General features: G+C 59.7%; 12 protein-coding genes and 1 pseudogene. 7 read left to right on the top strand and 6 right to left on the bottom strand.

Features of this window, described 5'->3' with window-relative positions:
- Positions 1-213: 213 nt before the first annotated feature.
- Positions 214-504: a helix-turn-helix domain-containing protein gene (locus RHIBR816_RS36340; protein WP_245262737.1), complete on the bottom strand. Its 291-nt coding sequence runs from the start codon at positions 502-504 to the stop codon at positions 214-216.
- 445 nt (positions 505-949) lie between these two features.
- Entirely contained in the window at positions 950-1,276 is a 327-nt protein-coding gene (locus tag RHIBR816_RS0122295; protein ID WP_018238072.1) for a GYD domain-containing protein, read from the bottom strand.
- A 255-nt stretch (positions 1,277-1,531) separates the two neighbouring features.
- Between RHIBR816_RS0122295 and RHIBR816_RS0122290 the strand changes: the two are divergent.
- A pseudogene (locus RHIBR816_RS0122290) lies at positions 1,532-2,127 on the top strand (tyrosine-type recombinase/integrase).
- Positions 2,128-2,725: 598 nt separating this feature from the next.
- Here RHIBR816_RS0122290 and RHIBR816_RS0122280 read toward each other — a convergent pair.
- From RHIBR816_RS0122280 to argE, 3 genes are all read right to left on the bottom strand, one after another.
- Positions 2,726-4,003 carry an FAD-binding oxidoreductase gene (locus tag RHIBR816_RS0122280; RefSeq protein ID WP_018238820.1) on the bottom strand — a complete coding sequence of 426 codons (1,278 nt, stop codon included), beginning with the start codon at positions 4,001-4,003 and terminating at the stop codon, positions 2,726-2,728.
- 168 nt (positions 4,004-4,171) lie between these two features.
- Complete coding sequence (locus RHIBR816_RS0122275) at positions 4,172-5,095, bottom strand: glyoxylate/hydroxypyruvate reductase A (protein ID WP_018238819.1); 924 nt, start codon at positions 5,093-5,095, stop codon at positions 4,172-4,174.
- 18 nt (positions 5,096-5,113) lie between these two features.
- Positions 5,114-6,238, bottom strand: coding sequence for an acetylornithine deacetylase (argE, locus tag RHIBR816_RS0122270; protein ID WP_026187308.1), 1,125 nt, complete (start codon positions 6,236-6,238; stop codon positions 5,114-5,116).
- A 239-nt stretch (positions 6,239-6,477) separates the two neighbouring features.
- Between argE and RHIBR816_RS0122265 the strand changes: the two genes are divergently transcribed.
- The 6 genes from RHIBR816_RS0122265 (at position 6,478) to RHIBR816_RS0122240 (ending at position 13,329) form a co-directional block, all read left to right on the top strand.
- Positions 6,478-7,353, top strand: coding sequence for a GNAT family N-acetyltransferase (locus RHIBR816_RS0122265; RefSeq protein WP_026187307.1), 876 nt, complete (start codon positions 6,478-6,480; stop codon positions 7,351-7,353).
- Positions 7,354-7,723: 370 nt separating this feature from the next.
- Complete coding sequence (locus RHIBR816_RS0122260) at positions 7,724-8,785, top strand: homoserine dehydrogenase (RefSeq protein WP_018238816.1); 1,062 nt, start codon at positions 7,724-7,726, stop codon at positions 8,783-8,785.
- Positions 8,785-10,200, top strand: coding sequence for an aldehyde dehydrogenase family protein (locus tag RHIBR816_RS0122255; protein ID WP_026187306.1), 1,416 nt, complete (start codon positions 8,785-8,787; stop codon positions 10,198-10,200). The genes RHIBR816_RS0122260 and RHIBR816_RS0122255 overlap by 1 nt, the downstream gene beginning before the upstream one ends.
- Positions 10,201-10,436: 236 nt before the next feature.
- Entirely contained in the window at positions 10,437-11,222 is a 786-nt protein-coding gene (locus RHIBR816_RS0122250) for a phosphotransferase (protein WP_026187305.1), read from the top strand.
- An 18-nt stretch (positions 11,223-11,240) separates the two neighbouring features.
- Complete coding sequence (locus RHIBR816_RS0122245) at positions 11,241-11,684, top strand: Lrp/AsnC family transcriptional regulator (RefSeq protein WP_018238813.1); 444 nt, start codon at positions 11,241-11,243, stop codon at positions 11,682-11,684.
- A gap of 217 nt (positions 11,685-11,901) precedes the next feature.
- On the top strand, positions 11,902-13,329 hold the full coding sequence (locus RHIBR816_RS0122240; RefSeq protein ID WP_026187304.1) for an aldehyde dehydrogenase family protein: 1,428 nt from the start codon (positions 11,902-11,904) through the stop codon (positions 13,327-13,329).
- Here the strand turns inward: RHIBR816_RS0122240 and RHIBR816_RS0122235 are convergent.
- A complete protein-coding gene (locus tag RHIBR816_RS0122235; protein WP_018238811.1) occupies positions 13,323-14,252 on the bottom strand; it encodes a LysR family transcriptional regulator in 930 nt (309 codons plus the stop codon). The two genes, RHIBR816_RS0122240 and RHIBR816_RS0122235, sit on opposite strands and share 7 nt — an antisense overlap.
- Positions 14,253-14,267: the final 15 nt, after the last annotated feature.

The following is a 14,267-nucleotide window of genomic DNA, read 5'->3' as shown; positions in this document are numbered from 1 at the left end:
CCCGGTGAAAAATTGTCGGGTTTCGGCGGTGAATTCAGTCTCCTGCCACTATCTTGATAAGGCGAAAGCGGCCACGTCGCCGGTGACGTTGAATCGGGCCACTGGCGCTCACAGCGTTTCCGCCCTAGCCGCAGCTACGCCGATGTCGCAATCTACGATCGCACGAAAAATGGCCCTGGGGGACGTCGGCCGAACGAGAACGCTCCTGGTCTTTTAGGCAAATGCGGACATCCCTATTGATCGCTCGCGCCATGAACCGACCGGTCCTCCGTCTTGTCTCCGCCCCGCTCGGGTTTCTTGGGGCGTGCAGCCCGTGAAAGCCTTGTGAACCTTGGCGAAGTGGGATTGGCTAACGAAGCCCGACGCTATTGCGGCATCTATGACGGGAATCGCGGAATTCTCAAAAAGTGCGTGCGCCCGCTCGATCCGCAGTTGGCGGTAAAATATCCGTGGCTGCATGCCAAGATGCTGCTGGAATAACCGCTCGAGACGGCGGCGCGACATGCCAGATGACGCTGCAAGCGCGTCCATCGTCAGAGGTTCGGAAACTGATTTTTCCATGAGTTTGCAGGGAGCGCTCGCTGGAGAGGGGATCGCGTCAAACCGCTGGACGTTTCGGTGCGGACGGGAGGCGCATTTTTCCTGGTCGCCAACGAACGAAGAGCCGGGCAGTGGAAGCTCAACATTCTCGTTGAGTGGTTTCTTTCGCAGACTGCGGACCTACGCTCAAACGGCATATACCTGCGTCCAATGTCCGGAGTTGCCGGAGCCGTTCGGGCGAACCGCGCGGAATCGCTGTTTCCCACCCGACTGAGATGTTGGTGAACGTCACAAAGAGTTATTGCGGGCTTTCCAACCTCCGGCCCACTTCGCAGAGACTGTGCGCCGGGACCCGCGTGCCCGCGAGCACCTACTCGTCTAAATATGGATAAGAAGCAGTGGGCCGCGTCTACGTGGCCGGCGGTCGGTACCGGATCGTCTTCGCCTTTCCGAGAGCTTCAATCGTCTCCTCAACGCTGAGGAGCACAGTCGTCTCGATAGAGCTGAGCGCGCCTCCTGCGCCGATGGCTAGCGCGACAGCCGCCATCGAGACGGTATCAGGCGCCTCCCACAGGTTCCAGCCATCATGCTCACCAAAGCCGTACCAGAACCCGTGGAGCTTTCCCCCTACTGATTCAATATACGTGCGTGCCGCCTCTCGGCGATCCTCGGGGTTTTCGATCATGCGCGCCCACGTCTCGGGTGTGTAGCTGAAGCGCGTGAGATACATCGCCATGGTTTGCCTCCTCCGTCAGCACAGTCCAGTTAACGCTCAGTCCAGAGCTAACGCGAATCATTTCCACCGTGCGGACATGTTGCGGTGAATGGTTTCAATTTCGCCGTTTCTCTTGGCGCGGCGGGCTCCAGATAATCCAGCCACAATCCGCAGAGGGCAGAATAGACCCGAACGGTCGCTTCTAGGAGGATTACCATTGGGCCGCTTGAAGGTTGAGCGCTGCGGCAGTGGAGGGTGGATTTTGGGAGAAAGGCTATGTCTAGTTGGAACTCCGGCCGCATCATCGGCCAGAAGCCTCCATTGAAGCCGAAGGAGGTCTGGGCCATCCAAACCCGCCTGCAGATGTCGAGTGCGGTGCGCGACCTGGCGCTGTTCAATCTCGCGATCGACAGCAAACTGCGGGCTTGTGATCTCGTCGCGATCTCAGTTGCCGATGTTGCAATTTCCGGCAGGGTGCGCGACCGGGCGATCATCATCCAACGGAAAACAGGCCGACCAGTGCAATTCGAACTGACCGATCAAACGCGGGAGGCTGTCGGTGCCTGGATCGGACGTCGGAGGCTCGGTGAACGGGATTACCTGTTTCCCAGCCGAGTGCACGCAAAGCCGCACCTGTCGACGCGGCAGTATGGCCGGATCGTCGAACGGTGGTGTCGAGCATCGGGCTTGATCCGAAGCGCTACGGCACGCATTCGATGAGGAGGACGAAGGCGGCCCACATTTACAAGAAGACAGGCAACCTGCGCGCCGTCCAGCTCTTGCTCGGCCACAAGAAGCTGGAGAGCACCGTGCAATACCTCGGAATAGAGGTGGATGACGCCCTTGCCATTTCTGAGCAAGTAGAGCTGTAGCGCTCAAGGCCGGCGCTTCGCCTCAAAGCGCCGGCCGCTGGCCTGCTGAGCGAAGCTTCGACCCGAAGCGGCTGCATTGCGTTGTGGAAAGCGGTCACGTGCGCCTATCCGTTTCTGGCGCGGTTCCCTGCTAGCGCCGCTCAGGCCTTTGAACATCCTTGACGGGCATATTTTGCGCCCTGCTCCATCGTCGGTCGGAGATCGAACGCGTACGCGCTGCCAACCGGACAAGGCAAGCCTCAGCTAAATTAGCTTCATGGCGACCAACAAACCAAACAACATGCTGGCGACCCCCCGAAACGCCGCAGCCCACCGCTCATGCAGCTGTGTAAGATATCACTCGTTGGATGGAGACCCGAGGCCAAGCGTATCAAAGCCATCCACGCGAATGTCCCCTCCCCTCCTCCCAGGGTAAACTGGCTGCCGTCGAACGGGCCCCGACGGTAGCCACATTTTTTGTGAGACCCAGACCGCGCCGAACGCGAACCTTGGCCGACAGGGGTTTGGCACTCGTGCCCGCGCAGGATGGTTATTGTGCCGGCCGACAGCTTGGCGAAGCCGAACGCCTTCAACTCACGCCCGACCGTCGTCTCATAGTTCAAGGAAGCATGTCCTTCATCCGGTAATAGGCACCCACAATTGGCAGAAACCAAGGCGTGCCGGTGTGCATCGGCACGGCCCGCCACGCCATGCCCTCAAGCGGATTGGCATCCTTGCGCCCCATCGCCATATCGGCGAGCGCGGTACCCATGAAAGTCGACAGCTGAGCTCCGTGTCCCGAATAGCCCATGCTGTAAAGCACACCCTCGGCGCTGCCAGCCCGGGGATAACGATCTTGGGTGCATCCAACGAGGCCGCCCCAGCAATAGTCGATCTCGACGCTCTCAAGCTGCGGAAATATGCCGACCATCTGCTTGCGCAAGAGCTGACCGGAGCTGACGTCGGTCTTCTGGTTCGACTCGGCCGAAAATCTCGCCCGACCGCCGAACAGCATACGGTTATCCGGCGTCAGGCGAAAATAGTTCGCGATGTTCAGCGAGTTGGTAAAGTTGCGGTTTCCCGGAACAGTCGCGGCAATCTCCTGTTTGGTGAGCGGGCGCGTGGCGATGATGAAGGAAGCGATCGGCATCATCCTTCGGCGGAAATAGCCGAAGGCGGCCGATGTATAGGCGTCAGTCGCCAGAATGACCTGGCGAGCGGTAAGCGAGCCGGTCGGCGTTGTTAGCCTCCAACCATTTGCTGCGCGTTCGCGGCCAATGACAGGGTTTCGCTCCCAGATCGCCGTACCATAACGATGGGCGGCATTGGCCACACCATTGGCGTAGCGGCCCATGTGCATCATGGCGGATTTCGGAGACAGGATCGCCCCGTGGAACGCATCCGAACGGACCTCGTTGCGAAGATCCTCACGAGTGAGCCATTCGGCCGACGGGTCGACCTCGCGGCGGATCTCTTCGCACATCGCCTGCAGCTTCTCGACGTGAGAGGGCTTGGATGCGAGCTTGAGTTTTCCGCCTCTACGGAAGTTGCAGTCGATCTTTTCCTCCTCGATGAGCGCTTCGATCATGTCGATCGAGTCATCGTAGGCACGCCACAACCGGCGCGCCTGGATTTCCCCGAAATGGCGCTTGGCGGCACTGAAGCTCGCGAAATGTCCACTGTTGAGGTGCCCGCCATTGCGGCCTGACGCGCCATAGCCGACATGCTCGGCTTCGAGCAAAGCGACCTTTACCCCGGACTTCGCGAGCTTGCGCGCAGCACTGAGGCCGGTGAAGCCGGCACCGATCACAGCAACCTCGAAGTCACCGGCGACGGGCCCGACCACGCCCCCGGCGAATGGAACGGAGGTATCATGCCAGTAGGAGGCGAATTTCATCGCTGCACACCCTTCATGCTAATCTAAGCCCGCTTCGGATAGCTAGAGTGTACGCCCGCTTCTGCGGATGAGCAGCGGCACAAGCGTTCTTGTTTCGCAACAACTCCTGCGTTTAGTAGCGCAAACCACAGGCTCTTCTGTTTGCGCGCAAACTTCGCGGCGTGCATTTTAGTAGCCGCGTGTCCGATCGACGAGGCCGACCAGACTTTCTCCGGCGCGGTGTCGTCGGATATTTTCTATGACCGCTTGTGCTGCCGTATGCGGTTGCGTCACGGAGGCGATATGCGGCGTTAACACCACCTTCGGATGGGACCAGAGTGGATGGTTTTGCGGTAGCGGCTCGGGATCTGTCACATCGAGCATTGCTGCGGCCAGATGATCGCTGTCGAGCGCCTCGATAAGGGCGGCCTGGTCAAGCTGCGGGCCTCGGCCAACATGAAGCAGCCGTGCGCCCACCGGCAGCAGCGAGAAGAGCTCGGCATTGAGGATGCCGCGTGTCTCGTCGGTCAGCGGCAGCAGACAGACGAGAATATCTGTCTGCATCAGAAAGCCGGCAAGTTCATCTGCTCCATGGAAGCAGGTGACGCCGTCCAGCTTCTTTCTGCCGCGGCTCCATCCGGATAGCGGAAACTGAAACGGCTTCAAGCGTTCGATTGCTGCCTGGGCCAACATGCCAAGACCCAGGAAGCCCACGCGTCGTTCGGTGGCCCGCGGAGCGGCAAGAGCCTGCCACATCTGCCGTTTCTGCAGCTCCCGATAGGCAGGCAACTCCCGGTGCAGCGTCAGCACACCGAGGGCAACATACTCCTGCATCATTCGAATGATGCCATCCTCGACCATGCGAACGAGTTTTACATCATCGGGGACGCCGTCTTGCTTGAACTGATCGACGCCTGCGCCGATGGAAAACAGCACTTGCAGATTGCGATAGCGCGAGATGTCGTCAGGAACGGTCCAGGTCAGGAGATAACGCACCGTGTCCGGGTCTACGCTTTCGCTGTGATGAAAGAATTCCACATCCGGGAGCTCGCGCGCAAAGAGCTCACGAAAAACTGCCCCGCGTGCGGCATCGGAATTGAAGAGAAATGCCATGGAATTCACCCTCTTTCATCATGCGGCAAGGTGCTTGCCGAGATCCTCGATCATCTTCTGGCACGCCGCGAGTTCGCCGATCTCAATGTATTCATTGGGACGATGGGCGCGGTCGATATCCCCCGGGCCGCAAATGATCGCGTCGATGCCGGCCTGCTGATAAAGCCCCGCCTCGGTGCCATAGCTCACTGCCGCAAGCGGCTCGTGCCCCGTCAACGTCCCCAGCAGGGCGGCGAGTTCGCTTCCCTCGGCAAGCGACAGCCCAGGATAGGTGCTCAGCTCGTGCCAGCCCACATCGAACCCGCTGTCGCGCAGAGCGGCGAGCCGGGTCCTTACCGGCTCGAGCACGGATGACGGGGAAACACCTGGCACAGCGCGGACCTCGATATCAGCCGTGCAGCGGTCGGGAATGATGTTGACCGCCTGACCGCCAGCGATGACGCCAACTTGCAACGACGAGTATGGCGGCGCGAAATCATGGTTGAAGGGCCCTTTTGTGAGCGATTGGCCGTAGGTCACGACCTCGGTAATCAGATTGGCCATCGCATGAACCGCATTGAGGCCCAGATCGGGGCGGGAGGAATGCCCCGAACGCCCGATCACTTCCAGCCGCACGGCCGCCTTACCCTTGTGTGCCCGCACGGCCTGCATGCGGCTCGGCTCGCCGATGATCGCTCCGAGCGGAGCATCGCACAGGCCCGGCAACGCAGCGATGAGGTGTGGCACACCGCGGGCGCCCGCCTCTTCGTCATAGGAAAAGGCAAGATGGACCGGCCGCTGTAGCTTCATGCCTGCAAGCTTCGGCAATGCGGCCAAAGCACAGGCGAGAAAACCTTTCATGTCGGTCGTGCCGCGGCCGTGCAGCTTATCCCCCTCTCTGCGCAGGACGAAAGGATCCGAGCTCCAGTTCCGTTCGCCGGCCGGCACGACATCCATGTGGCCAGACAGAATATAACCCCTGCCCTCGCGCGGCCCAATGGTGGCAAACAGATTAGACCGGTCACCTTCGGGGCCGGGGTGGACCGTCACTTCAGCCCCCGTTGCCAGACAGTACGAACGAATCCAATCGACAATCGCGCTGTTTGGAGTGCCCACGACAGAGGGAAATGCGATCAACCTTGCGAGGATCTCTTCGACGTTCATGGGGACCTTGCCTTCTGAGTTGACGCGTGACAGTCAGGTTAAGCCGAGGCAGGAGTTTTCTCTGCCGAACATAGCCTCGCTTCGGCTGAAGATTTCGAATAGTTGACGCGAACAGTGAAACCCGCCGGCCGCTGCGTGCAATATTGTAGCTATGTTGCAATCGGCGGTGGGATCGTGGGATCAAAGACACTGTTTGACCGAGAGTTGGGCCTCCGATGATCGGAGCGGATTAGGCTGAAATGCAAAAATCAGTGCGCCTGAAATCCTTTGAATTGATTGCGCGGGATATCAACGATGTCGACGTGAGTTTGCTTCACGCGTTGTCGATCGGCGTTGGTTGGCCGCACCGGCCCAAGGATTGGGATTTCCTGCGTCGCGCCGGCCACGGCATCGTCGCCGTTGATGGTATCGGACGCGTGTTCGGAAGCGCGATGTGGTTCCCTCACGGGGACGACTTCGCCACGGTCGGACTGGTGATCACATCGCCGCGCACGCAAGCGCAGGGAAACGCCCGATGGCTCATGGAACAGGTGTTTGAACGCTGCGCCGGCCGCAATTTGAGCCTAAATTCCACCGATGCGGCCTATAAGCTGTACCTTTCGCTCGGCTTCACGAAGGAAGCGATCGTATACCAGTACCAGGGAGACGTCGCACCGACGCTTCCGATGCTGCCACCCCTGAACGGCGAGTTGAGTGAACCGTCAAGGGAAGAGCTCGACGAGATCACCGCTCTCGATGCGCGGGCCTTCGGCGTAGATCGCGGGAAGCTACTCGCACTGCTTTCGGAGAACGCTTCAATTTGCGTATTGCGACGGGGTGGCGAACTTGTCGGCTATTCCATGTGTCGTGAGTTCGGGCGGGGCCAGGTCGTCGGCCCGATAGTGGCAAGCAATGATGGTGACGCAATCCATCTCACGGCCATGCATTTGAAGCGGCTGGCAGGACAGTTCGCCCGCGTCGACACGCGTGACACCGGGGCGTTTGCCGAATTTCTGCAGCAGTGCCGACTCGCGATTTCGGAGACGGATACGACCATGTCCAAAGGCCGCCGGTTTCTGAACCGAAAAGAAAACGAGCCGTGGGTCTATGGCTTGGCCGGCCATGCGTTGAGCTGAAATGCAAGCACTCAACTGGCGCCTTGGTCCGCGGAGGGTGTCGCATTTCAGGTTTTCCACGCGTCAGGCTCAATGATGATCTGGCCCAGGAAATACTATTGCTGAACCTTGCGTATCTGCTTTGGTACCAAGGATGATGCCGCTCGCGCGGCACTGGCGCCCGTGGTGAGGGTGCAGCGATGATCTGAGCCCATTTGCGGGTTTGCCGTCCTGGCTGAGGGTTGAGCGCTCTCAATCATCAACCCCAGGCCATCATGCAAGACGGCGGCGCTATGAGCAAAACGCACAGCAGATTGGTCTGTTTGTACCGTTCCGACGGAGCGGTCCGCATCTCATCATTGCGGACACAATGCTTCGCCGGAGGATCCAAATGACAACCTACAACATTGCTCTTATCGGGTTTGGTGGCGTCAATCGCGCTTTGGCCGAGCTCATAGCGACGAAAAACCCGCTGTGGGAACGGGACCTCGGTTTCCGTCTGAACATTGTCGCCGTCAGCGATCTCTATCTTGGCTCTGTTATTTCGCCCAACGGGCTCGATGCCAAGACCCTCATTGAAGCAAACTTCGCGAAAGGCGGGTTCGGGCAGCTTTCTGGCGGCAGCGCGGAAGCCGACAACGAGACAATCATCAAGACGGCGCCTGCCGACATCATCGTGGAAGCGACATTTACAAACCCGAAGGACGGCGAGCCAGCTGTTTCCCACTGCCGCTGGGCCCTGCAGTCCGGCAAGCATGTCGTCACCACGAACAAAGGGCCGGTCGCGATCGCTGCCCGGGAACTGAAGGCCCTTGCAAAGGCGAATGGCGTTCATTTCGAATATGAAGGCTCCGTCATGAGTGGAACCCCTGTGATCCGCATGGCGGAAAAGGCGCTCGCCGGCGCAGAGGTGAAGGGTTTCGAGGGAATCTTGAATGGCACTTCGAACTTTGTCCTCGGCCGTATGGAAGGCGGCCTTGACTTCGCCACTGCGGTCAAGGAAGCCCAGATACTCGGCTATGCGGAAGCCGATCCAACTGCCGATGTCGAAGGTTTTGACGTTCGCCTCAAGGTGGTGATCCTGGCAAACGAGCTGCTGGGAGCAAGCCTCAAGCCCGAAGAGGTCACGTGCACGGGAATCTCCAAGCTTTCTCCTTCCGATATTGAAAACGCGAAAGCAGGAAATAGCCGTTGGAAGTTAATCGGATCGGCGGTTCGGAATGAAGACGGGACGGTAACAGGCAGTGTTTCTCCGAAGCAACTTCCCTTCGAGCATCCACTCGCTGGTGTAAACGGCGCGACGAATGCCGTATCGCTGAACACCGAACTGCTCGGCTCTGTCACAATCACCGGCCCTGGCGCCGGCCGGATCGAGACCGCTTATGCGCTGCTGTCCGATATTGTCGCCATCCACAAAGCTCAGGCGGCCGCCGCTGCGAAAGAGGCCGCATGATGCAGAGCCTGGCCCTCAGCAAGAAGACCTCCGTAGACGAGATCATTATCAGCAATCCCTTCGACGGCAGCTTTGTCGGAACGGTTTCTGAGACCAGCGCCGACAGCGTGAACCTGCTGCTTGAGCGCGCCAATCGCGGTGCGCAGGTCGCACGGTCCCTGCCCCGTCATAAGCGCTCCGAAATTCTCGAAAAGGCGGCAGCGATCGTCGAAGCCTGCAAGGAGGAATTTGCAGTCCTTATCGTGCGCGAGGCGGGGAAGACAATCACCCAGGCCCGCAAAGAAGCTACGCGGTGTGTCAATACGTTGAAGCTCTCGGCGGACGAAGCCAAGCGCAATGCTGGCGAGGTGATCCCCTTCGATTCCTATGCAGGCTCGGAATCCCGTCAAGGCTGGTTCACACGGGAGCCGCTCGGCATCATCACTGCAATCACGCCTTACAATGACCCTCTTAATCTTGTGGCCCACAAGCTCGGCCCCGCGATCGCCGGTGGCAATGCGGTACTCCTGAAGCCCTCGGAACTTACGCCTTTCTCGGCCATCAAGCTGGTGGAAGTGCTGCACGAAAGCGGGTTGCCGGAGGAAGTCATCACGGTAGCTGTCGGCGGGGCGGACCTGGGCAAAGCCCTCGTTTCGGCCAAAGATGTTCGGATGATCTCCTTCACCGGTGGCTTTTCGACCGGCGAGGCCATCGCGAAGAGTGCCGGTATCAAAAAGCTCGCGATGGACCTCGGCGGAAATGCACCGGTTATCGTCATGGAAAACAGCGATTTTGACGCGGCGGTTGAAGGGTGCGTGTCGGGTGCCTACTGGGCGGCGGGCCAGAACTGCATCGGCACGCAGCGGATTCTGGTCCAGCGGCCCGCCTACGAGCGCTTCAAGGCAGAGTTCGTCGCTCGGACTGCCGAGCTCAAGACCGGCAATCCGATGGAAGCGGAAACTGACGTAGGCCCGATGATTTCCGAAAAGGCGGTCAGCCGAGCTGCTGCCATGGTCGAGCGCGCAATCGCCGCTGGCGCAACGCTCCTTTCCGGGCACAACCCCTCCGGCACTCTCTACCCGCCAACAGTACTGGAGAACGCGCCAGCAACGTGCGACCTGTGGATTGAGGAGGTCTTTGCACCGATTGTCATCCTGCAGCCGTTCGATGAACTGGAGGAGGCAATTCAGCTGGCAAACAGTCCGGAATACAGCCTCCACGCTGGTATCTTCACCAACGATCTGGAGGAGGCTCTTCATGCCGCCAACCAAATCGACGCTGGGGGCGTCATGATCAATGACTCGTCCGACTATCGGTTCGACGCGATGCCCTTTGGCGGCTTCAAATATGGCAGCATGGGACGTGAAGGCGTTCGGTTTGCCTATGAAGACATGACCCAGCCGAAGGTCGTTTGCATCAATCGGCTGAAGCGGTAGCAGACGCCGCTTCTCCAGACTTGATCGGGTCCCTTCGGACTGATGTTCTATATGACGTCCATGCGCATCGAGCCGAGCCCAACTTCGACGTTTTGACCTTCGGCTCAAACACTTCCCCGAACCCAGCCAAACTCTGGCGCGGGGATGGATATTTTGCAGCGATGCATCGAGGGAAATTGAAGTCGACGTCGACTGCAAACATGGCGGTGATTTCGTCAGCCAAACAGGGGAGGAAAATGGCTGTTTTTACCGAGCTGTCTGAAGAAGATCGCCAGTCTATCCCCGCAGCCTATGGGTTTAGGTCGCTTTCATCAGTGATCGGGATCGCTGACGGCGACAGCGAGACGACCTACCTGTTTCGCGCCGAGGAAGGCGAATTCATCGTTACGCTTTTCGAGAACGGAGCCCAGCCTTTAGATCTGGAAAGAGCTTTCGAAACGATGGAGGCGCTCTATCGAAAGGGCGTCCCCTGCCCCAAGCCGCTGCGCACCGTCGAAGGCCACGCCACGTGCCGGGCCGCAGGTCGATTGGTTGCCATAGTCAGCTTCGTACCGGGCTCCTCATCGACCATTGCCGGCGCGGCAAAATGCCGAAGCCTGGGTCGTGTGATGGCTCAAATCCACGCGGTCTTGGAACGAAAGGTAAAACGCACATCAACGGATCTCCCAACTGGGGCAGTTCATGGCGCGTTGGCCCAAGAGAATGTCTTTTTTCTTGGAGAGGAAGTAAGCGGGGTCATAAATTTCAGGCTGCGGCACGATGATGTGCTGGTATCGGAGGTTGCTGATGTGCTTGTCGGTTGGGCGGGCGAAACCAACGGAGAACTGAACAAGGAGCGGGCGCGCGCCCTACTACAGGGTTATGAAGAGGTTCGAAGCCTGACCGGCGCGGAAAAGGAGGCATTGCCGGGCTTCATAATGGCTTCGACCTCGAAGCGATTTGCGAGCCAGAAGGAAAGAGCCTTCCTACCGGAAATCGCCGTGGTAGCTTATCGATCGGTAACGCCCGAAATCACAGGCTAATCGACCGGCACCGACCCCATGAAATATCTTCTCGATCGAACCGACGAACAGATACTTGTCGAATTGAAGGCCAACGCCCGGATCTCGCACGCGGAGTTGTCGGCGAAGGTGAATCTCTCGCGTAACGCCGTGCGAGTGCGGATCGAACGACTTGAGCGCGAAGGCTTCATCAAAGGATATACGATCGTCACCGGCGATGGGGGGAGTAGCCAACACGTTACGACGGCCCTGATCTTCGTCTATCGGCACGATCGCATGAGGGGTGGCGACGTTATTCAGGCGCTGCGGAAAATCCCGGAAGTCGTGGCTTGCGACGTCATGACTGGTGACTTCGATCTCCTCGTCAGGGTCGAGTCTCCCGAGGCTGACCGCATCCGGCAGATTTGGCAGCTTATAGCCGAGATGCCCGGGGTGCGCGATACGCTGACTGCCTTTGCTCTCTCCTCTGTGATCCGAAAATAGAGTGCCGCAGAGCAGAGGCACATCGTGTTTTTGACCTCACCCGAAAGAAGCCACGTTCAGATCTGCTATCGCTCGACATCGAGCGCGTGGACGCTTTTGTTAACGCTCCTCTTAAGCCGACATTCAGGCGACATAAATTGTTGTCTTCAAGTGAAATGGGGCATGCTTCTAACGTAGGCCCGCCCCGGCCGCATTGCACTGTCGAAAGGTTCAAACCATGATAACCGAACGAGGAACCCAGTTCTATATTGGCGGGGAGTGGCAAGAATGCGCGAGCACACCACGTCTGCCCGTCGTTGATCCCGCCTCGGAACGGGTTATTGGGCGTATCGCCGCCGGAGACGCTAGTCACGTCGATCTTGCGGTTGCGGCAGCGCGCAAGGCCTTCCCCGCCTTCTCTCAATCATCTGTGTCCGAGAGGCTCGAGCTGCTCGGCAGGGTGCATGCACTGCTGAAGGAGAGAGCGGAACTCTTCGCCGAGACCCTCGTCATGGAGATGGGCGCAGCGATCAGCTTCGCGCGTGCCTCGCAGGTTTTTTTCGCTGCCGAACACGTTCGCGTCCAGATGGACGTGCTTCAGAACTATTCATTCCTGGCGATTAATGGGCACACCGCAACGGCCAAGGAGCCGATCGGCGTTTGTGCTTTGATCACCCCGTGGAACTGGCCACTCTACCAGATCACTGCCAAGCTTGCCCCAGCCATCGCGGCGGGTTGCACCGTCGTCCTCAAACCCAGTGAGTTGTCTCCCTACAGCGCCTTGCTCTTCGCCGAACTGATGCACGACGCCGGTACTCCGCCAGGAGTGTTCAACCTGATCAACGGCACTGGAGAGAGGGTTGGCGCAGCTCTTTCCAGCCATCCAGATGTCGACATGATCTCAATCACCGGCTCAACTCGCGCGGGAGTACTCGTCGCACAGGCGGCGGCCCCGACGGTCAAGCGGGTGGTCCAGGAACTTGGCGGCAAGTCACCCAACATCCTGCTCGACGACGCCGAATTTGGCGAGGCGGTACCGAAAGGAGTCCTTGCCGGCATGCGCAATGTCGGCCAGTCATGCAGCGCCCCGACACGCATGCTCGTACCCGCCCATCGGCTCGCCGAGGTCGAGGATCTGGCTAGCAAATCCGCGCGCGCCATCCGCGTCGGCCACCCGCGCGATTCCGAGACCACCATGGGGCCGGTCGCCAATCGCGCCCAGTATGAGCGGGTGCAGACGATGATCCGTGCAGGAATCGACGCAGGCGCAAAACTCGTTTGCGGCGGCCTGGGACGTCCGGCCGGCTTGGATCGAGGCTTCTTCACGCAACCGACTATTTTTTCCGAGGTTCGGCCAGAGATGCGCATCGCTCGCGAGGAGATCTTCGGGCCGGTGCTGGCGATCATGCCCTACCGGGACGAAGAAGAGGCAATCGCGATCGCCAACGACACAGTTTATGGACTGGGGGCCCATGTCCAGTCCTCGGATCCGGAGCGGGCACGGCGGGTTGCCTCCCGGATCCGGGCCGGGCAGGTTCATATCAACTATCCGGCATGGGACGGGGCGGCCGCGTTCGGTGGCTACAAGCGCTCAGGCAATGGTCGCGAATATGGCGTGCACGGGCTCGAGGAGTATCTCGAGACGAAAGCCATCCTGGGCTATTGACGACCCGGTTCCGGGCGAGCGGCTTGCCAGGGCGGCGGCTTCAGCGCCTGTCGAAGCATTGTCAGGAAGACCGCAGTCCGGGCGCTTCGCCCGTGCCGCGAGCCGAGCATCGCGACGATGTCGGCCGATGGGAGCTTCCAGTCGGCCAGCACCTGCCGCAGCCGTCCGTCAGCGAGATCTTCTGCCACGTTCCACTCCGATCGGATCATGATGCCCTGCCCGGCAAGCGCCCACTCGCGGATGACGGCACCATCGTTGCTCGACATGACCGGATTGACGCGCACCGTCGCAATCTCCTGACGCGGCCCCTTGAAGCGCCACAGCGTCACGTCCTCGTCGTTCTCCCGAACGGCAAGACAACGGTGTTGAGCAAGATCTGCGGGCGATGAAATGGGCGGTGCCGAGTCGAGGTACGTCGGACTTGCGCAAAGTACTCGAGGGTTGGGCGCCAATGTCGTAACGACCTGGTCCAGATGCCCCGGCGCCCCGATGTGAACAACAATATCATAGCTTTCAACGAGCAGAGCCGCCGGATGATCGGACAGCTGCAGGCTAGCGGTCGCACCACCGTGCTCTCGTGCGAACGCTTCCACGACCGGGGCCACATAGAGCCGTCCAAACCCGTGTGGTGCGGCGACCCTGAGGTGTCCGCGAACCACACCCCTGCGATCAGACAGGGCTTCGGCAAGCGAATCGATGGCCTCGCTGACGATAACGCTGTGCGAAGCGACCAACGAGCCCTCTTCCGTAAGCCGCAGCCGCCGTCCGGAGCGGTCAATCAGCCGCACCCCGACTTTCTCCTCCAGCGCGCGCAGGCGCTGTGTCACCGCCGGAGGCGTAACGTTCAGCTTTCTCGCGCTTTCGGCGAGAGATTTCGAGCCTGTCAGCACTGAAAAGAAGGCAAGGTCGTCAGACGTCAGCATTAATCAGCACCTGAA

This window comes from Ensifer sp. BR816 (assembly GCF_000378985.1).
Classification (GTDB): Bacteria; Pseudomonadota; Alphaproteobacteria; order Rhizobiales; family Rhizobiaceae; genus Sinorhizobium.
Note: the sequence above shows the minus strand (reverse complement) of the source record. Positions and strands in the feature narration are given on the sequence as shown.

Coding starts and splice junctions, on each gene's coding strand:
- RHIBR816_RS0122240 (WP_026187304.1), top strand. CDS start 11,902: ATGATAACCGAACGAGGAACCCAGTTCTATATTGGCGGGGAGTGGCAA.
- RHIBR816_RS0122260 (WP_018238816.1), top strand. CDS start 7,724: ATGACAACCTACAACATTGCTCTTATCGGGTTTGGTGGCGTCAATCGC.
- RHIBR816_RS0122275 (WP_018238819.1), bottom strand. CDS start 5,095: ATGGCATTTCTCTTCAATTCCGATGCCGCACGCGGGGCAGTTTTTCGT.
- RHIBR816_RS0122250 (WP_026187305.1), top strand. CDS start 10,437: ATGGCTGTTTTTACCGAGCTGTCTGAAGAAGATCGCCAGTCTATCCCC.
- argE (WP_026187308.1), bottom strand. CDS start 6,238: ATGAACGTCGAAGAGATCCTCGCAAGGTTGATCGCATTTCCCTCTGTC.
- RHIBR816_RS0122280 (WP_018238820.1), bottom strand. CDS start 4,003: ATGAAATTCGCCTCCTACTGGCATGATACCTCCGTTCCATTCGCCGGG.
- RHIBR816_RS0122235 (WP_018238811.1), bottom strand. CDS start 14,252: ATGCTGACGTCTGACGACCTTGCCTTCTTTTCAGTGCTGACAGGCTCG.
- RHIBR816_RS0122295 (WP_018238072.1), bottom strand. CDS start 1,276: ATGGCGATGTATCTCACGCGCTTCAGCTACACACCCGAGACGTGGGCG.
- RHIBR816_RS0122265 (WP_026187307.1), top strand. CDS start 6,478: ATGCAAAAATCAGTGCGCCTGAAATCCTTTGAATTGATTGCGCGGGAT.
- RHIBR816_RS0122255 (WP_026187306.1), top strand. CDS start 8,785: ATGCAGAGCCTGGCCCTCAGCAAGAAGACCTCCGTAGACGAGATCATT.
- RHIBR816_RS0122245 (WP_018238813.1), top strand. CDS start 11,241: ATGAAATATCTTCTCGATCGAACCGACGAACAGATACTTGTCGAATTG.
- RHIBR816_RS36340 (WP_245262737.1), bottom strand. CDS start 504: ATGTCGCGCCGCCGTCTCGAGCGGTTATTCCAGCAGCATCTTGGCATG.